The 18,649-nt window shown below is 72.3% G+C and carries 16 protein-coding genes; 4 read left to right on the top strand and 12 right to left on the bottom strand.

The features are described from left to right. Window positions 1-15 precede the first annotated feature (15 nt). The 4 genes from OG892_RS27805 to OG892_RS27820 form a co-directional block, all read right to left on the bottom strand. The gene (locus OG892_RS27805) at window positions 16-2,760 is read right to left on the bottom strand and encodes a PQQ-binding-like beta-propeller repeat protein (protein ID WP_371630573.1); all 2,745 of its coding nucleotides are present in this window, start codon (window positions 2,758-2,760) and stop codon (window positions 16-18) included. A 90-nt stretch (window positions 2,761-2,850) separates the two neighbouring features. Beyond that, the gene (locus OG892_RS27810) at window positions 2,851-3,117 is read right to left on the bottom strand and encodes a hypothetical protein (RefSeq protein WP_073736933.1); all 267 of its coding nucleotides are present in this window, start codon (window positions 3,115-3,117) and stop codon (window positions 2,851-2,853) included. Window positions 3,118-3,134: 17 nt separating this feature from the next. Then, window positions 3,135-3,887, bottom strand: a complete 753-nt coding sequence (locus OG892_RS27815; protein WP_328695591.1) for a TetR/AcrR family transcriptional regulator — start codon at window positions 3,885-3,887, stop codon at window positions 3,135-3,137. Between the two features lie 26 nt (window positions 3,888-3,913). Further along, window positions 3,914-4,849 carry a diiron oxygenase gene (locus OG892_RS27820; protein ID WP_073736931.1) on the bottom strand — a complete coding sequence of 312 codons (936 nt, stop codon included), beginning with the start codon at window positions 4,847-4,849 and terminating at the stop codon, window positions 3,914-3,916. 178 nt (window positions 4,850-5,027) lie between these two features. On the opposite strand from OG892_RS27820, the gene OG892_RS27825 reads away from it, so the two are divergent. Next, entirely contained in the window at window positions 5,028-6,149 is a 1,122-nt protein-coding gene (locus OG892_RS27825; protein WP_327339012.1) for a ferritin-like domain-containing protein, read from the top strand. Window positions 6,150-6,188: 39 nt separating this feature from the next. Beyond that, a complete protein-coding gene (locus OG892_RS27830; RefSeq protein WP_328865412.1) occupies window positions 6,189-7,289 on the top strand; it encodes a protein kinase family protein in 1,101 nt (366 codons plus the stop codon). Here the strand turns inward: OG892_RS27830 and OG892_RS27835 are convergent. After that, window positions 7,232-7,630 carry a hypothetical protein gene (locus OG892_RS27835; RefSeq protein ID WP_328865411.1) on the bottom strand — a complete coding sequence of 133 codons (399 nt, stop codon included), beginning with the start codon at window positions 7,628-7,630 and terminating at the stop codon, window positions 7,232-7,234. The genes OG892_RS27830 and OG892_RS27835 overlap by 58 nt on opposite strands. Window positions 7,631-7,770: 140 nt before the next feature. Here OG892_RS27835 and OG892_RS27840 point away from each other — a divergent pair, with 140 nt between their 5' ends. Next, window positions 7,771-8,670, top strand: coding sequence for a hypothetical protein (locus OG892_RS27840; RefSeq protein WP_328865410.1), 900 nt, complete (start codon window positions 7,771-7,773; stop codon window positions 8,668-8,670). Window positions 8,671-8,699: 29 nt separating this feature from the next. Here OG892_RS27840 and OG892_RS27845 read toward each other — a convergent pair whose 3' ends face one another. From OG892_RS27845 to ligD, 7 genes are all read right to left on the bottom strand, one after another. Continuing rightward, entirely contained in the window at window positions 8,700-10,157 is a 1,458-nt protein-coding gene (locus OG892_RS27845; protein WP_328865409.1) for a penicillin-binding protein 2, read from the bottom strand. Between the two features lie 34 nt (window positions 10,158-10,191). Continuing rightward, window positions 10,192-11,571 carry an FtsW/RodA/SpoVE family cell cycle protein gene (locus tag OG892_RS27850; RefSeq protein ID WP_327339016.1) on the bottom strand — a complete coding sequence of 460 codons (1,380 nt, stop codon included), beginning with the start codon at window positions 11,569-11,571 and terminating at the stop codon, window positions 10,192-10,194. A gap of 80 nt (window positions 11,572-11,651) precedes the next feature. After that, window positions 11,652-12,956, bottom strand: a complete 1,305-nt coding sequence (locus OG892_RS27855) for an ATP-binding protein (RefSeq protein WP_371631702.1) — start codon at window positions 12,954-12,956, stop codon at window positions 11,652-11,654. Between the two features lie 44 nt (window positions 12,957-13,000). Then, window positions 13,001-13,807, bottom strand: coding sequence for a hypothetical protein (locus OG892_RS27860; protein WP_073736925.1), 807 nt, complete (start codon window positions 13,805-13,807; stop codon window positions 13,001-13,003). Between the two features lie 137 nt (window positions 13,808-13,944). Continuing rightward, entirely contained in the window at window positions 13,945-14,286 is a 342-nt protein-coding gene (locus OG892_RS27865; RefSeq protein ID WP_328865407.1) for a zinc-ribbon domain-containing protein, read from the bottom strand. Then, window positions 14,283-16,433 carry a PBS lyase gene (locus OG892_RS27870; RefSeq protein ID WP_328865406.1) on the bottom strand — a complete coding sequence of 717 codons (2,151 nt, stop codon included), beginning with the start codon at window positions 16,431-16,433 and terminating at the stop codon, window positions 14,283-14,285. Before OG892_RS27870 ends, OG892_RS27865 begins: the two co-directional genes overlap by 4 nt. A gap of 192 nt (window positions 16,434-16,625) precedes the next feature. Continuing rightward, window positions 16,626-17,522, bottom strand: coding sequence for a non-homologous end-joining DNA ligase (gene ligD, locus OG892_RS27875; protein WP_328865405.1), 897 nt, complete (start codon window positions 17,520-17,522; stop codon window positions 16,626-16,628). 60 nt (window positions 17,523-17,582) lie between these two features. Here ligD and OG892_RS27880 point away from each other — a divergent pair, with 60 nt between their 5' ends. After that, window positions 17,583-18,617: a Ku protein gene (locus tag OG892_RS27880; protein WP_371630574.1), complete on the top strand. Its 1,035-nt coding sequence runs from the start codon at window positions 17,583-17,585 to the stop codon at window positions 18,615-18,617. The last annotated feature ends 32 nt before the right edge of the window (window positions 18,618-18,649 follow it).

The following is an 18,649-nucleotide window of genomic DNA, read 5'->3' on the forward strand; positions in this document are numbered from 1 at the left end:
GGTCAGTTCGACCGGTCAGTCGATCGGGAACGCGTAGACCATCCGGCCGCGCCGGACGACGGCGCTCTTCCCGAAGGGCAGTACCTGGTACGTGGTGGTGACCGTGGCGCCCTTCGGGTCCTGTTCCCCGATGTCCTGGAACTTCCACAGCCGCCGTCCGTCGGCCGCCGCGAACGCGGTGACCTGGCCGGAGCTCGCCGCGAGCAGGGTCTTGCCGGTGCCGCTGACGCTGATCACGGGAGTCACGTCGGTGCGCGGCCCCTCCGTCGACCGCTGCCAGCGTGACCGCCCGGTCTCCCGGTCGACCGCCCCCACCTCCTGGTTGCTGTTGGTGGTGTGCAGCAGCGCGCCGGCCTCGACCGAGTTCCCGAAGTGGGAGCCGTGGGTGCCGTTGAGCGTCCACTTCGGCTTTCCGTCGGGCGTCCCGAAGGCCCGGAGGTCGTCACCGACGGCCGCGTACAGCAGGCCGTCCGCATCGCCCACGGCAGCGCCGCCGGGTGTGACGGTGCCGAACGCCTCGGTCCACTTCGCCTTCCCGGTCTTCCGGTCGAAGCTGCGGAACCTGCCCTTGCCCTTGGCCGCCTTCACGTCCGCCGCGGTGAGCGACTGCTGGCTCTGCCGTACGACGATGTCGTCCGGCCGCACCGCGATCAGCCGGTACTCCGGCGCCTCCGGGCCCCGGCCGGTGGGTACGGGCGTCCGCCACAGCTCCTTGCGCTGCTCGATGTCGTACCCGAACAGGTACGACTTGACGAGCACCTTGTCCTTCCCGCGCTTCTTGCCCTTCTTCGGCTTGGGGGCCTTCACGGTGGACTTGGTGGAGCCGGTGAACCAGACGGTCGAACCGGACGCGCCGACGAGCTCGGGCACCACCAGGTGCGGAGCGCCGTCGAACCCGTCGGCGTACGTCAGCCGGTGGGCGACCTTGCCGTCCTTCGCCGACAGCCACAGGAACTCGTCAGGAGCGGCGACGAAGCACAGCTCCTTGCCCGCGGGCAGGGCCGCCTGTCCCTTGGCGGCGTCCGCGTTCTGCCAGACCCGGCGGCCGGTGCGCAGGTCGATGGCGGTGGCGTGGGCCGCGTCGGTGAGCACCAGCAGCCGGTCGTTCCAGAGCGCGGCGGTGCGCGGGGCCGGTTCGGACTCCGGGTGCGCGTGGACCCAGCGCGGCTGCGGAGGCAGTCCGGCGACGGCGGCCCTGCTGGTGCTCGGGGCGGGCTTTGCGTCGTCCGTGGGCTCGTCGTCGTCGCCGGAACCGAACGCGAACACCGCGCCACCGCCGACCAGGAGCCCGGCGACCCCGGCCGCGGCCCCGATCAGCAGGCTCCGGCGTCCGGCGGAGAGGCGCTCGGGAGCGGCCCGGAGAGGGAAGGGGGTGGGAAGCGGAGCAGGGCCCTGGGCAGCCGGGTGAGGCACCGGGAGGGCCGCGTGGGGGAAGGGCGCCGCGGGGGCGTTGTAGGGCAGCGGCTGAGGAGCCTGGGGGGACTGAGGAGCCTGGGGGGACTGAGGGGGCTGATGCGCCTGACCGGCCGGCGGTCCGGCGGGGCCGGGCAGCTCACGGTTGAGTGAGAGCTGCGTCGTCGCCAGGTCGGACCGGGGTGCACGGGGGTCGATGATCCCGAACTGGGCGGTACGGGTGTCCCGGCCGGTCGCGGGTTCCCCGGAGCCGTCCCCGGCGGGGAGCGCGAGGGGCACGGCGTCCTGCACGTCAGGGACTTCGGGGGCGTCGGGCACGTCCGGGTCCGCCGGGGTGCCCGCCGCGTCCGCCGCAGCGACCGCGTCCGCCGCGTCTGTCGCATCCGTCGCGTCCGTCGCATCCGTGGCGGGCACGGCGTCCTCGATGACGGGCGGCGCGGTCTCCAGCGCCTGGGCGCGCACGCCCTGTTCCGCCACCGCCGCCGACAGCGGAGCCGGCAGCCAGTCGCCGCCCTTCGCGAGCCCTGCCGCGCCCTCCAGGGCCAGTTCCGCGGCCACCGCGCCGGCCGTCGGCCGGTCGTCCGGGTCCTTCGCCAGGCAGCGGCCGACCAGATCGCGCAACGCGTCCGGCACGGAGGCCAGTTCCGGGTCGGTGTGGGCGATCCGCTCGGCCGCCTCCGTCGCGGGGCCGTCCGCCAGCGGGGTGCTGCCGGTCGCCGCGTACGCGAGCAGCAGGCCCAGCACGAAGAGGTCGGAGGCCGGACCGGCCTCCTCACCCTCGATCTGCTCCGGGGTCAGATAGCCGAGCCGGACGGAGAGCTGCCCGCCCGGCCGCGCCTCCGCGTCGGCCGCCGCGCCCAGCGGGCCGAAGGCGGTGAGCCGTGGCCCGTCCCCGGCCAGCAGCACCGTCCTGGGTGCGAGCCCCTGCAGTACGGCTCCGGTGGCGTGCACCCGGGAGAGGGTCTCCGCGATGCCCGCGCCCAGTATCCGCACGGCCCGTTCGGGGAGCGGCCCGGCGGTCTCGATCGCCTCGGCCAGGGTCAGCGCCGGCACGTACTCCGCGGCCGTCCACAGCGGCCCGTCGTCCTCCGCCCCGTCCCTGCCGGTGTCCAGTTGCGCCGCCACCCAGCCACCGGCCAGCCGGTCCGCGGTCCGGGCCTCCGCCTCGAAGTGCCGCCGGAAGCCGGGCAGCGCGGCCAGCTCGGGCCGCGCCGCCGTGATCACGGCGAGGTCCTGCGGGGTCGCGCCGCGCGCGAGGTAGTGCACCGCCGCGGCCGTCTCACGCAGCCGCACCAGCGCCGTGTACGGGCCGAAGCGACGTGGATCGTCCTGACGCAGCGCCTCCATGGCGCACCCCCTATGTGACCGTCCTCGGACCTGACCGTCGATCTTAGACCGACCGGGGCACAAGGCCGGGACCGCTCCACCCCGCCGACGTCATCCCGGCTTCGACCAGGGCCACTTGGGGCTGTGGCGCTCGCGGCCGCCCGGGGCGTACTCGTACACCCAGCCGCGCTGGATGCCCAGCCGCTTGGAGTACCCGGCCGGGACCCGCCGGTACGCGTGCACGGTGGCGGGCCCGCCGTCGGCGTCCGGGACCGGGACCTCGTACCACTTGGGCGGGTGGCCGGTCGCGCCGAGGAGTACGGGCAGGGCCCGCCCGTCCAGCGGGCCGCCGGTGAAGGGGACGTTCTCGCTTCTCACCCGCCCAGTCTGACCGATCAGTCCGGGGGCAGCAGATGCGCCGCCGCACCGACCACCGGGATCAGCCGCTCCGCCAGCCGGCCGGCCGGACCCGCCGCGGTCTCCAGGGGCAGCAGCTCGGCGACGGCGGTGGCGGTGGCCGGGTCCGTGGCCGCGGTGACCGCGAGGAGTCCGATGAACTGGTCGACGAGCCAGTCGCGCAGCTCGGACGCGGCCGGCTGCTTCCCCTCGTCCAGCCAGATCAGCGAGGCCGCCTCGACGGCCGCTATCCAGGTGCGCACCATCATCCGCAGCCGGGGCCCGGGATCGCTGCCCGCGCCCCGGCCCAGGTGCAGCAGTATCTGGTCGGCCGCCGCCCGCCGCACCTCGTCGACGATCGTGCTCGTACGGGACGTCTCGGCGACACTGCCGCCGCGCAGCAGCGCGCTGAACCCGGCGTCGTGCTGGTCGACGAAGGCGAGATAGCGGTCCAGCACCCGCGTCACCCGCTCCGTGGGCGGGCCCACGGCCGGTTCCGCGAAGCACAGGATCAGTTCCTCGGAGGCGGACCTGAGGGCCGCCTCGTACAACTGCTGGCGCCCGCCGGGGAAGTAGCGGTAGACCAGCGGCCGGGAGACTCCGGCCACCGTGGCGACCTCGTCGAGCGAGACCTCGTCGGGGGCCCGGTGCGCGAAGAGGGTGAGTGCCGCACCGAGGAGCTGGGTGCGCCGCTCCTCGACGCTGAGCCTTCGGTACGCGCGCTGCGGGGGCGCGGCTGCGGCAGGGGTCATACCCGCAAGCGTAATCGCCACCGCCGTCAGGCGAGCAGGCCCGAGTTCTTCCACAGTCTGCGGCCCACCCCGTTGAGTACTCCGATGTCGTCGAAGAAGTCGGTGAGCCGCTTGGCGCCCGACTGCATGACCTCCGCCCGGTGTCCGCTCTCCCGCACCTGGGCCACGGCCTCCTGGCGGTCCAGGCCCACGTGTCCGTACACCTGCGGGTTGACGAAGCAGACGGAGAAGACGCGGGCCGCCTCGCCGCAGCTGACCCGGGTCAGCTCGCGCTCCCAGCGCGGTGCGGTCACCATCTGGCGGCGCAGCTCCTCGCGGGCGTACCGGACGTGCCTGGCCTCCTCGATCACATGGATGCGGGTCACACCGCGCACCAGGCTCTGGACGCGCTCGTCGGGGAAGGTCAGCCGCTGCATCCAGTCGAGGATCTCCTCACCGAGCAGGGTGGCCGCGAATGAACCGGGCGTGGTGGAGATGGTCTTCAGCACCCGCGCGAGGTTGTGGTAGCGGCGGGGGACCGGGTAGCAGGGCGCCCCGCCCCAGGTGATCATCCGGCCGAACATCATCGAGTGCCGGCACTCGTCGGCTATCTCGGTGAGGGCGTAGCGGACGTGGTTGCTGACCACCGGCTTGTCGTAGATGTGCCGGACCAGCAGCTGCATCAGGATGATCTCGAACCAGATGCCGAGCGAGGCCAGCGAGGCCGACTCGTGCCGGGCCAGCTCCTGCTGCTGCTCCAGCGACATCTTCCGCCACATCGGGGTGTCGTAGAGGGAGACCAGCTCGGGCGGCCAGAACCACTTGCCGTCCTCGGCCACCGAGTCCCAGTCGAGCTCCTTGTCGGGGTCGAAGGAGTGCTTGGCCGAAGCCTCCAGCAGCCGTTCCGCGATCTGTTCGCGGTCCCGGAGCGGGCCGAGTGCGTCACGGAGCAGCCGCACGTCGTCTTCGGTCACTGTCGTCATGGCTGGATCCACCTCACACCTGGGTTACCGGCGGTCACCTCTTATAAGACCTTCTGTCAGCAAGCTCGTCAATCCCTTGCGCACGACTTGTTGACCCGGCGTCTACCAACGTGTGAACCTGCCAACTGAGCCAGTCGGCATGTGAATTGCCGAAGCATGCGAGGCGAAGGAGCCGTCCATGTCGACCCACGACCTCTACACCACCGCCCCCGACCAGCCGCTGTGGACCGTACCCGCCTCCGGAGCCGCCCGCTTCAGCTGGGACTACGACGACGGCCGCGAACGCCTCCTCGCCCTCTACCAGAAGGGCAAGGACAAGCAGTGGGACGGCAACAAGCGCATCGACTGGAGCCTGGAGGTCGATCCCACCGACCCGCTCGGCACCCCTGACGAGGCCCTCACCCTGTACGGCACCCCGCACTGGGCGAAGATGACCGAGAAGGACCGGGGCGAGCTGCGCCAGCACTACACCTCCTGGCAGTTCAGCCAGTTCCTCCACGGCGAGCAGGGCGCGATGGTCTGCGCGGCCCGGATCGTGGAGTCGGTCCCCGACCTGGACGCCAAGTTCTACTCCGCGACCCAGACCATGGACGAGGCCCGGCACGCGGAGATCTACGGCCGGTTCCTGCACGAGAAGATCGGGATGCTGTACCCGGTCAACGACAACCTCCAGGGCCTCCTCGGGGACACCCTGCGCGACTCCCGCTGGGACATGCCCTACCTGGGCATGCAGGTCCTCATCGAGGGCCTCGCGCTGGCCGCGTTCGGCATGATCCGCGATACGACGACCAAGCCGCTGCCCAAGCAGATCCTCGCCTACGTCATGCAGGACGAGGCCCGCCACGTGGCCTTCGGCCGGATGGCGCTGCGCGACTACTACAAGCAGCTGAGCGACGCGGAACTGCGCGAGCGCGAGGAGTTCGTCATCGAGGGCTGCTACCTGATGCGCGACCGGCTCAGCGGCGTGGAGGTGCTGGAGAACTTCGGCATCGGCAAGCAGGAGGCCAAGGAGCTCTCCGAGCACTCCGAGTTCCTCCAGCTGTTCCGCAAGCTGCTGTTCAGCCGGATCGTCCCGTGCGTCAAGGACATCGGCCTGTGGGGTGAGCGGCTCCAGAAGGCCTACGTCGACATGGGCGTCCTCGAACTGGGCGACTCCAGCCTGGACCTGCTGATGGCGCAGGACGAGGAGATCGCCGAACAACTGGACCGGGACCGCTTCGCGGTGGAGGAGGAGGCACGGGTGGCGGAGGTCGCGGAGGCGATAGCGGACGGCGGCGACGCGGCACCGTCGGCCACCTGAACCGGGGCGGCGCGGGGCGCGTTGAGTAAGGTCGGCCGTATGCCTCGGAGCGATGACAGCGCCGGTTCGGCCGGTCCCGCCCCGGGCCGGGACCATCACGCACGCCTCGCCGCCCACGGGTCGGTCTCCACCCACCTGTCGCTGCTGAGCGACCACCGGCTCCGCGAGGTGGTCCGCGCGGCCACGCCGGCCGGGGCCGGCATCGGCGGCAGGTCTGCGGAGCTGGACGTGTGCGGGAGACGGGTCTTCGTCAAACGGGTGCCTCTGACAGACCTCGAACTGCGGCCGGAGAACGTGCGGTCGACCGCCAACCTCTTCGGGCTGCCGGTGTTCTACCAGTACGGGATCGGCTCGGCCGGATTCGGCGCCTGGCGGGAACTGGCCGCACACATCGTCACCACCAACTGGGTTCTCGCCGACGCCTGTCCGGACTTTCCGCTGATGTACCACTGGCGCGTCCTGCCGGACTCGGCCCCGCAGGACTTCATGGACGAGTTCGGGGGCATCGACGGGGCGGTCGCCCACTGGGAGGGCTCCTCGGCCGTACGCGACCGGCTGGAGGCCATTGCCGGCTCCTCGGCCAGTCTGGTGCTCTTCCTGGAGCACGTGCCGCAGACCCTCGGGGCCTGGCTGGGCGAGCGCCGCGCGGCGGCCCGGGAGGGCGGGGAGAGCCCGCCGTTCGAGTGGCTGGACGAGACCCTGGCCCGAGGGGCGGACTTCATGAGTTCCCACGGGTTCGTGCACTTCGACGCCCACTTCGGCAACATCCTGACCGACGGCCATTCGATCCGCTTCGCGGACTTCGGCCTCGCTCTCAGCACCGGGTTCGAACTCTCGCCGGACGAGTCCGCGTTCCTGGCCGGGCACCTCGCCTACGACCGCCACTACGTCGCCGGGCACCTGATCCGCCACCATCTGTTTGACGAGGTGTGCGACGCCGGTTTCCTGCGTCGCTGGATCGCGGGCGACCGTCCCGAGGGCGTACCGCCCGGGGCCGCCGCGGTCCTCGACCGGCACGCGGCGGCCGCCGTGGTCCTGGACGGCTTCCACCGCCGCCTGCTCGGAGAGAGCAGGCGGACGCCCTACCCGGCGGCCGGGATCGAGCGGGCGGAGGCGGGCCGCCCGAGCGTCCGCGCGTAGGCGATGCGGGTGAGCCGGCCGAGGCCGGCGGTGAAGAGCGGTGGCCATACGACCGGCCCGACGGAGTAGCCGGCCAGCACGACGAGCGGTATCCACCAGCTGTTCACGATGCGGTGGGCCAGGCCGGGCGGGCGGATGCCGACGAGTCGCGCCAGGTCGGGCAGCACGAAGGAGACCAGCGCCGCGACCGTGGTGGGCACGCCGTACTTCTGACTCTCGAAGACGGCGAACGCGGCCAGCAGCGACGTGAGAACGCCCCATGCGGCTCGCACGATCCAACTGCCTCTGTCCGCATCGGAGTTGCCCAAGGGTGCGGTGGCGTCCGGGGGTTCGGTGGTCACGCGTGGAGCGTACCGACGGCAACGCGTCGGCACGCGCCTTTTCCGGGCGCGCCAACAGGCCCGCACCGGGGGCCGGGACGCGCCGGACGTCCCCGGAGGGTTCGAAATCGTGTTCGCCCGCATGACGTAACTTGGGCGCCATGACCACGCCGCCGCCGCAGCCGCCGCAGGGTCCGTACGGAGCACCGCAGGGCCCGTACGGACCGCCGCCGCAGCCCCCGCAGAGCAACCCGTACGGCCCGCAGGCCCCGTACGCCCCGCAGACTCCGTACGCCCCGTACGGGCAGCAGGCCCCGTACGGCCCGCAGTCCGCCCCGGGCCCGCAGCCCTTCGGGTATCCGCAGGGGCCGCCGCAGCCGTTCGGCTTCCCGCAGGGGCCGCCGCCTCGGAAGAACCGGACCGGGCTGATCGTGGGGATAACCGTCGGCGCGCTGGTGGTGGCCGGGGGCATCGTGTTCGGGGTCGCCACGCTGGCCGACGTCGGGGAGTCCGTGGCCGGGCGGGGGTTCCCGGCGGCCGAGTACGAACTGACCGCGCCCAAGAAGCTGCTGGACGGCGAGTACACCCTGCTCAAGGACTCCTCCTCGACCGACGGCCGGGAGATCGAGGAGGCCGACGATCCGAGCATCCGCGACGCCAAGGCCGTCGTCACGCAGTACACCTCGTCCGCCGGCGGCACCCTGGTCGTCTCCGGACTGTGGGGACGGATCAAGGGACCGGAGTTCACCCGGGACAAGATCCTGGAGGGGGCCACCCAGACCGACGGCATGACCATCGCCGTCCCCGCCAGGGAGTTCACCCCCGAGGGCTACGGCATCACCGTGTCCTGCCAGGTCGTGCGGTCGGAGCAGGGCGGGATCACCAGCACCCTCCCCATGTGCGCCTGGGGCGACGGGAACACGGCGGCCTTCGTCGCCGTCGTCACGCCCGAATCCGCGAGCCAGGCCCCCGAGAAGGCCGACCTCGAAAAGGCCGCGCTGGACACCGCCAAGGTCAGGGCCGAGTCGCGCAAACCGATCGGCGCCGCACAGGCCGGCTGACCGGCTCACCGCGCCACGTGTGCAGTCCGTCAGTCCGCCAGCGCCGCCTCCATGACGGAACGGGCGATCGGCGCGGCGCTGCCGCCGCCGCTGATGTCGGCCCGGTCGGCGGCGGCGTCCTCGACGACCACGGCGACCGCGACGGCGGGCCGGGCGGAGTCCTCCGCCTGTGCCCAGGAGATGAACCAGGCGTACGGGGTGCCCGTGTTGTCGACGCCGTGCTGGGCCGTTCCGGTCTTGCCGCCGACGGTCGCCCCGTTGATGGCCGCGTTGCCCCCGGTGCCGTCCCGCACCACGTCGATCATCATCCGCCGGAGCTCCGAAGCCGTCTGCGGATTCATCGCCCGGTGGTAGGTGCGCGATCCCGTGGTGCGGACGGTGGAGCCGCTGTGCGTGGTCGTACGGTCCACCAGGTGCGGGTACATGAGCTCGCCGCCGTTCGCCACGGCCGAGGCCACCATCGCCATCTGGAGCGGGGTCGCCGTCGTGTCGAACTGGCCGATCGAGGACAGGGCCAGCTGGTCGTCGCTCATGTCGGTGTCGAAGTTGCTCTTCGCCACCCCGGACGGGATCTGCAGCCCGGTGTCGTTGAAGCCGAACTTCCCGGCCGCCTCCACCATGCCGTCCAGCCCGACCCGCACCCCGAGCCGGGCCATCACGGTGTTGCAGGAGACCCGGATCGCCTCGGCCAGGGACGCGTCCTCGCAGCCGCTCGCCTCGTCGGGCAGCGGCGTCGAGGTGTTCGGCAGGACGTAGGGGGAGGGGGTGTCGGTGGCGGCGTCCGGGTCTGTGACGACCTCGGCGTCCAGCGCCGCCGCCGCCGTCACGATCTTGAAGGTGGAGCCGGGCGGATAGGTCTGCCGGATGGCCCGGTTGAGCATCGGCTGACTGGTGTCCGCGTTGAGCTCCCGCCAGGCGTCGGTGACGGACGAACCGGTGCCGGAGAGCCGCCCGGGGTCGTACGAGGGCGTCGAGACCAGGGCCAGGATCTTGCCGGTCGTCGGCTCGACGGCCGCGACGGCGCCCCGCCGGCCGCCGAGCCCCTCGTAGGCGGCGCGCTGCATGGAGTCCTTGACCGTGGTGGCGACGTCACCACCGGGCTGCCGGCTGCGGGTTACCTCGTTCCAGAAGGGGAGCGGGGCGAGCATCGGATCGGCGCCGGACAGGATGTCGTCCTCGGCGTTCTCGATCAGGGTGGTGCCGTACGTCTGCGAGGCGTATCCGGTCACCGGGGCGTACAGCGGGCCGCGGCGGTAGGTGCGCTCGTACGCGAGCTGCTCGCCGGTGTCCTTCGAGCCGGTGACGGGCTTGCCGTCGGCCAGGATGTTGCCGCGCGGCTGGTCGTAACGGTCGATCGTGTTGCGGCGGTTGGCCGCGTTGTCGTCGAGGGAGGGGGCCTCGAAGACCTGGACGCGGGCGGCGTTCAGCAGCAACGCCACGAGCAGCAGCAGACAGAAGGCGGCGGCGCGCCGGATGTAGCGGATCACGGCCGGGCCTCCCGGGCGGTCGGCGCGTACGGGATCACAGCTCGTCCTCCAGGATGGGTGCGATGACTCCGGTCTCCACCTGGTCCGGGTGGGGTCTGCGGGCCTGGTCGCTGACCCGGATCAGCAGGGCCACGATGATCCAGTTGGTGACCACGGACGAACCGCCCTGGGCGAGGAACGGCATCGCCATACCGGTCAGCGGGATCAGCCCCATCACGCCGCCCGCGATCACGAACACCTGGAGCGCCAGGATCGAGGCGAGACCGATCGAGAGCAGCCGCCCGAACGAGTCGCGCAGGGCGAGGCCGGCCCGGTAGCCGCGCGCCACCAGCAGCGCGTACAGCATGAAGATCGCCGTCAGCCCGGTCAGCCCCAGCTCCTCGCCCGCCGTCGCCAGGATGAAGTCGGACTTGGCGGCGAACCCGATGAGGATGGAGTGCCCGAGCCCGAGCCCGGTGCCGAGCATCCCGCCGGCCGCGAAGGCGAACAGCGACTGGGCGAGCTGGCTCGGCCCCCGGCCCGCGTCGATGGAGGCGAACGGGTCGATCCAGTCCTGCACCCGGCTGTGCACATGTGGTTCGAAGGAGCCGACGACGAACGCGCCGACGGCGGCGAGCAGCAGCCCGACGGCGATCCAGCCGGTCCGGCCGGTCGCCACGTACAGCATGATCACGAACAGGCCGAAGAAGAGGAGCGAGGTGCCCAGGTCGCGCTCCAGGACCAGCACCCCGACGCTGAACAGCCAGATCGCCACGATCGGGCCGAGCACCCGGCCGGTGGGGAGCTGCAGCTTCCAGATCCTGCGTCCGGTGTACGCGAGGGCGTTGCGGTTCGCCGCGAGGTAGGCGGCGAAGAACACGGCGAGCAGGATCTTGGCGAACTCGCCCGGCTGGAAGGAGAATCCGCCGACCCTGATCCAGATCTTCGCGCCGTTCACGGCGGGGAAGAAGATCGGCACGATCATCAGGACGAGCGCGGCGGCGACCGAGAGGTACGCGTACCGCTGGAGCACCCGGTGGTCGCGCAGGAACACCACCACCGCGATGAAGAACGCGACGCCGAGCGTGGACCAGACGAGCTGGGTGGTCGCCGCCTGGTCCTTCGGGGTCTCCAGGTCGAGCCGGTAGATCAGCACCAGCCCGAGCCCGTTGAGCAGGACGGCGATGGGCAGCAGCAGCGGATCCGCGTACGGGGCGCGGAAGCGGACGGCGAGATGGGCCAGCAGGGCGAGCAGCCCGAGGCCGCCGCCGTACCCGGCGACATCGGGCGGGACCGCGTCGTTCCTGGCCAGACCGACGGCGGCGTAGCCGTAGACGGAGATGAGGACGGCCCCGACGAGGAGCGAGAGTTCCACGCCGCGCCGCTTGGGCAGGCGCAGCTCGGGCGGGGGTGCGTCCGCTGTCGTTGCGGTCATGCCACGCAACGTAGCAAGAGGTCGGGATTATTTCGCTTATGTCATAGTACGGAGGTTCGTGAGGCTCCTGTGTCGGACCGTCAGGACCGCGGTCCGGGCGGCTCCTTCCCGCCCCCCTTCCCGTCCTCCTCGTCCTCGTCCCCATCCTCGCGGTGTACGTACTCCGGCAGCGTCAGCCGCGCGACCGCCCCGCCGTCCGGCGCGTTCTCGAAGACCAGCTGAGCCCCCATCACCCGGGCCTGCCCGGCGGCGATGGTCAGTCCGAGGCCGTGCCCCTTGCTGCCGCCCTCGGTACGGAAGCGCTGCGGGCCGCCCTCCGTCAGATAGTCCGGGAAGCCCCCGCCGTGATCGCGTACCGTCACCACCGGCCCGTCGACCGTCAGCACGACCGGCGGGCGGCCGTGCCGGTGCGCGTTGCTGATCAGATTGCCGAGCACCCGCTCCAGCCGCCGCCGGTCCGTCTCGACGCGCACCGGCGGCCCGTCCTCGACGACCCCGACCTCGGTGCCGGAAGCGGACACCACCCGCCGGGCGAGCGGCGCCAGTTCGTACACATCCAGGTCGACGTGCTCGGTACGGGTGTCGAGCCGGGAGATCTCCAGCAGGTCCTCGGTGAGGGCGCGCATCGTCCGGACCCGGTCCTGGACCAGCTCGGAGGGGCGGCCGGGCGGCAGGAGTTCGGCGGCGGCCGACAGACCGGTCAGCGGGGTGCGCAGCTCGTGCGCGACATCGGCGGTGAAGCGCTGCTCGGCCAGCAGCTTGCGCTGGAGCGCGGAGGCCATCGTGTCCAGCGCTCCGGCGACGATCGCCACCTCGTCCTGGCGCCGGGTGGGATCGGCCGTACGGGGGTCGTTGACGCGGGCGTCGAGGTCGCCGGCCCCGATCCGGCGAGCCACCCGCGCGGTCTGGTGCAGCCGCCGGGTCACCCGGGTGACGGCGAACCCGCCGGCCAGCAGTGTCGCGCCGATCGCCAGCAGGGAGGAGCCGATGATCGCCCCGTCCAGGCCGTTGATCGTGCGGGCGCTCTGGCTGTAGTCGATCCGGGTCGCCAGCGCGTGGCCGTCGGCCGGTGCGGCGGCCCACATCGTCGGGCGGCCCAGACTCTCCGCGACCATGGTGCCGCGCTCCCCGGCCACCGCCAGCTCGCGCAGCGACGCGGGCAGCCCTGGCGGATCGATGCCGGAACGCGGCGGGAGCGCCTCGCCCGCCTCGTACGCGGCGGTCACGTCCGCCAGCCGGGCCAGCGCCTTCTCGCGGGCGTGGCCCACCGTCTGGCGGGTGACCGCGGTGTGCACCAGCACGCCCAGCAGGGCCGCGAGCACGCAGCACATCACGGTGATGAAGACCGCGGACTTCCAGGTCAGCGTCGCGGTCCAGGCGGGCATCCGCAGCCCGCGCCGCCCGGCTGCGGCGCGCCGCCACCGCCGGCTCACCGGCGCTCCGCGGACACGGCGGCCGAGGGCGCCGCGGTGGGCGCGGCGCTCTGCCGTGCGGTGGGAGGCGCCGCCGTCGGCGCGGCGGAGGGCAGCTCGCCGGGACGTTCGGTGGGGCGGAGGGGCTGCGGGTGGCGCCGGCCGGGCTCCGGCTGCGGGGACATGCGCAGGATCCCGTCCTGGGTGGGCAGCATGGCGCGCTGCCTGCTGTCCCAGGACCAGGCCGTGCGGTACTCGTACCCGGTGATGGCCGAGGGCGCCCGCATGATCAGGTCCCGGCCCGCCAGCTCCACGCTGATCACGGCGTCGGAGGTGGACATGATCCGGGTCAGCCCGCTGGGCTCCGGCATGTAGACCCGTACGGACAACTGGCGGTCCGCCAGCTTGACGGCGAGGACCAGCTCGTCCCTGCCGTCACCCGTCAGATCGCGGTAGTACGGCGCGAGCACCGGGCAGTCGTCCGGCGCGGTCCGGCAGGCCTTGATCCGGCGGACCGCCGCGGCCGGGAGCTCGTCCGTACCGCTGGCCCGGTCGGGGCGCGCCTCCAGGCCCGCCTGCACCACCGCCACCGGGTCCAGCCGGTGCACGTCGCCGCCCGGGACGGTGATGCCGGGGATGTGCGCGGTCTCGCCCTCGCCGTAGTCGTACGGAGCGGCGGAGGCGGGCGGCAGCTCCGGCCAGAGGCGGGCCGGGCCGATGGCGGCCGGGACCGTTCCGGTGCTCTTCAGGCCGCCGCCGGTGCCGCACCCGGCCAGCAGGGCGGCGCCGGCCAGCAGCGCCGCCGCCCGGTGCTGCGCACGCATGGCTTTCTCCGTTCCCGAGGTCCGTCGAGCCGGTGGGCGCGCGCTCGCGCACGGCCCCGGCTCCACAGACCTTATTCGGGAGGAAGTCTCTTATGCGTATTTAGTGCTGATACGTCAGTGCTGATACTTCAGTCACCTCAGTGCTGATACGGGTTCTGACCCTGTCCCTGGCCCTGGCCCGGCGCTCCCGGCGCGAAGCCCGGCTGCCCCTGCCCCTGCCCGAACGGGTTGCCGTCCTGCGACGCCACGTGCTGGGCCATCAGCTGCTCGGCCTGCTCCTTGGGTATCCGCTGCTCACCGCCGCAGAACGTGCACTGCGTGGCGAACTTCGTCGAGAAGGGGAACAGCGGCACGAAGAACAGCGTGAACTTCGTGACCCGCTTGCGCAGGGTGTGCGCGGACGGATTCCCGCACCAGCCGCAGACCATCGTCATCACGGCCAGTTGGTAGAGATAGCCTCGCGTACCGAAAATGATCATGTCGTGGGTCCCTTCCCCGTATTACCCATGAGCGCCCGGCGGCAGAGCGCCAGCAGCTTCTCGTCCTCGTATGTGTCATGGCTGCCGTAGCCGCCGTCCATCGCGTTGTGACGGCGTACGGAGGCGAGCTCGGCGCGCAGCACGTGTGCCGCGTCAGAGCCTGCACCAGCGGCCCCCATCCGCGCCAGGCATTCGGCCACCCGAACCCTGACATGGCGGTTCTGTTCCCAGGCCGCCAGGAGTACCGGAACGGACTCCCGGGCCCGCCCGGAAACTTCCCACAGAGCGATCGCCGCGTCCACCCGCAGCCACAGCTCCTCGTGCCCGAGCAGCGCCCGCAGCCGGGGCGCCGTCACCTCGGCGAGCGCGCCGAGCCGGCCCAGCGCGCTCGCCGCCGCCCGCCGCTCGTGCGCGTGGTCCGCCTGGAGCCCCTCGATCAGGACCGGCAGCACGGCCGAGGCGTCCCCGTCGACCGCCCAGAGCGCCTCCGCGGCCTCCGTCGCCGCAGAGGTGCCGGGCCGCCGGATCAACGCCCGCAGCTCCGGCACCGCACAGGCCGCCGCGGGCCCGAACGAGCCGAGCGCCCGCAGCGCCGCCGTACGCAGCCACTCGCCCCGGTACTCCGGAGCCCCGCGCAGCACCCGCAGCACCTCCGGCGCCGCCTCGCCCGCCCGCAGCGCGGTCAGCCCGGCCAGCAGCGGGCTCGCCCGGTCGTACGCCCCCTCGTCGAGGCCCACCTCACCGAGCCTGCGCCGCAGCGCACCGGCCAGCGGACGGGCCGCCGGGCCCAGATAGCAGATGGCGAACCCCACGTCGTGCGGCACCTCGGGCCGCTCCAGCGCGGCGGCCAGCGCGGGCACGGCGCGGGCATCGCCCAGCCGGGACAGCGCCTTCACCGGGCTGCCCAGACCCGGCGGCCCGCTCGCCCACTCCTTCACCCACGCGCCCGGATCCGCCGCGACCCGGGCCGCCAGCGCGTCGGCGGCCGGTGCGGCCAGGCCGAACAGCTCCTCCAGCACGTGCGAGGCGGCCTCGGCCAGCCGCGGTTCGGCCGCACAGAGCTGCTCGCCGACCAGCCGCACCAGCTCCGCGTAGGAGCCGCGCCAGGCCCGGATCAGCCCGCTGCTCATCCGGACCGCGTCGATGCGCTGCCGGCGGTCGGGGCTGCACAGCTGATCGGTCAGCAGCGCCGTCCGCTCCGCGACCCGGTCGTCGAGACCGACGTGCAGGGTCCGCAGCAGATCGGCGGTCCAGGGCGCGGTGCGCCCGGCGCTCTCCTCGGCGGGCGTAGCGCGCAACTGCCCCACCAGCGTCACCGGAGCGCCCCGCTCCTCCGCCCGCTCTTCCATCCCGGCCGGCTCCGGCTCGCTGTGCGCCTCGGCGGACCGGCACCCCCGCTCCGCGTCCCCGGCCGCGGAGGAGGACCGCAGCTGCCGCAGCAGGCCCGCCACCACCCGCACCACATCGCCCGGCAGCGCCTGCGGTGCGCAGCGCGCCAGCTGGGCCAGGGCCGCCAGCCGCAGCCCCGGCGGATACGCCTCTGCGGCCAGCCGGCTCAGCCAGTCCGCGATCTGGTCGGTCAGCGGGCGGTGACGCAGCGCGACCCGCCCGGCCGCCTCGACCAGCGCGAGCCGCACCTCCTCGTCCGGCTCCACCGCGAGACGCTCCCGCAGCAGCGGCAGGACCAGCGCGGGGTTCCCGTGCAGGGTGGCCAGGGCCAGCGGGGCGGAGACCCGCACCCCCGGGTCGTCGTCGGCCATCAGCGCGAAGAACACCCCGGCCCCGGCGGTGACGGCCGCCGCCGCCATCGCGTAGTTCGCCGCGCCCTCGATCTCGTCCTCGTCGATCTCGTCCTCGTCGTCCTCGTCGAGGTCGATGCCGCCGATGCTGGTGAGCAGCTCGACGATGCCCCCGCGGTCCGGGACCGCCGGGTCCACGACCAGCTCGAAGAGGAAGGGGATACAGGCCAGGGTGCACGCGTACACGTCACCCTGGTGGTGCACGGCCCCGTACATGCCGTCCAGCGCTCTCTCGCGCTCCGCCGGGTCGGCGGACGCGAGGCCCTGGAGCAGGCCGGGCACATCATCGGCAGGCCCGTAGGCATGCTCCATCGAGGCCCAGTCGACCTCGTCGATCCCGGCGAACACGCCATCGCCTCCCCACGCCTTACGGCCTCACCCACGATTGCCGGCGGCGTCGCGGGTGAGGTCGTCTCCACGAAGCAGTGTCTGCGCAGAGTGTGCACCACCGCTCGGACAATCCACCCGCCACATGCGGCCTTTTACCTTTGGACATGACAACAACGGCAGTGGTGCGGTATGCCCGGTCCCGGACACGCCCTACGCGGTGTCCGGAACCGGACGCCCCCGGCCCGGTTCGTTGAGCGGACCGAGCAGATCCCCGTGCCGGGCCAGCCGTTCCGCCATGTCACCGGCCAGGAAGACCAGCTCGCCGGGGCTGCGGCACGCCTCGATCTCCGCCCAGGTGACCGGCGCGGAGACGGTGGGCTCTGCCCTCGCGCGCAGGGTGTACGGGGTCGCGGTCGTCTTCGCCGCGGCGTTCTGGCTGAAATCGACGAACACCTTCCCCGGCCGCAGCGCCCGCTTCATCCGGTGCACGACCAGATCGGGAAGCTCCAGCTCCGCCCGGACGGCCAGTCCCTTCGCGTACGCCGACACCTGCCACGACGCCGTGGGCTCCAGCGGTACGAGCAGATGCAGCCCCTTGGAGCCCGAGGTCTTCCCGTACGCCTCCAGACCGTCCTCGGCCAGCCGCTCCCGCAGCCACAGGGCGACCTCGCAGCACTCCACGACGCTCGCGGGCGACCCGGGATCCAGGTCGAACACCAGCCGGTCGGCCACGCCCGGCGTACCGGCCCGCCACTGCGGGGTGTGGAACTCCACCACCAGGTTGGCCGCCCACATCAGCGAGGCCAGATCCGCCACCACGATCTGCCTGGCCCCTTCGTTGTCGTGGTGCGGCACCGGCGCGGTGCGTACCCAGGACGGCGTACCGGGGGGCGGGTTCTTGGTGAAGAACCGCTGCCCGTCCGGCCCGTCCGGATAGCGCAGGAAGGACACGGGCCGCTCCCGCAGATGCGCCAGCAGCGCCTCGGCGACGGTGGCCGCGTAGTAGTGCAGCACCTCGCCCTTGGTGGTGCCGGTGGCCGGATACAGCACCTTGTCCAGATTGCTGAGCGTCAGGCGCCGCCCCTCCACCTCTGTGATTGGCGACATAAGATAAGGATCACACGTAAAACGTATCTATAGACGTATACGGGTTCTAAGGGGTGACCGGTGAGGTCCATATGGAACGGCGCCATCTCCTTCGGGCTGGTCAGCATCCCGGTCAAGCTGATCAACGCCACCGAGAACCACTCGGTCTCCTTCCGCCAGATCCACCTCACCGACGGCGGCCGGGTCCGCTACCGCAAGGTGTGCGAGCTGGACGGGGAAGAGGTGACCTCCGCCGAGATCGGCAAGGGCTACGAGGACGCCGACGGCTCGGTGATCCCGATCACCGACGAGGACCTCGGTTCGCTGCCGCTGCCGACGGCCAAGACGATCGAGATCGTCGCCTTCGTGCCCGCCGGTGCGATCGACCCGCTCCAGATGGACGCGGCCTACTACCTCTCCGCCAACGGGGTCCCGGCCGCAAAGCCGTACACCCTGCTGCGTGAGGCGCTGAAGCGGAGCCGGAAGGTCGCGGTCGCCAAGTACGCGCTGCGCGGGCGCGAGCGCCTCGGGATGCTGCGGGTCGTCGACGACGTGATCGCGATGCACGGCCTGCTCTGGCCGGACGAGATCCGGACTGCGGAGGACGTCGCGCCGGAGGCCGGTGTGAAGGTGCGCGACGCCGAACTCGACCTGGCCGACGCCCTGATGGCCACGCTCGGCGAGGTCGACATGGACTCGCTGCACGACGACTACCGGGAGGCGGTCGAGGAGCTCGTCGCGGCCAAGGCCGCCGGCGAGCTGCCGCAGCGGGCGGAGCCCGAGGACACCGGCGGCAAGGTCATCGACCTGGTCGCGGCCCTGGAGAGCAGCGTCAAGGCGGCGAAGGAGGCCCGCGCGGGCGGCGAGGACGCGCCGGTCGCGAAGGTCACCTCGATGGCCGACCACAAGGGCGGCAAACGGACGGCGGCGAAGAAGACCACGGCGAGCAAGACAGCAGAGAAGAAGCCCGCAGCGAAGAAGACGGCCGCGAGCAGGACGGCAGCGAAGAAAACCACGGCAAAGAAGAGCACGGCAAAGAAGAGCACCGCAACGAAGAGCACGGCGAAGAAGCGGAGCAGTACGAAGAGCACCCCGCGCAAACGCACCTCGGCCTGACCGGCACCTCTGTCCGCCCGGGGGCCACCACC

This window comes from Streptomyces sp. NBC_00341 (assembly GCF_041435055.1).
Classification (GTDB): Bacteria; Actinomycetota; Actinomycetes; order Streptomycetales; family Streptomycetaceae; genus Streptomyces.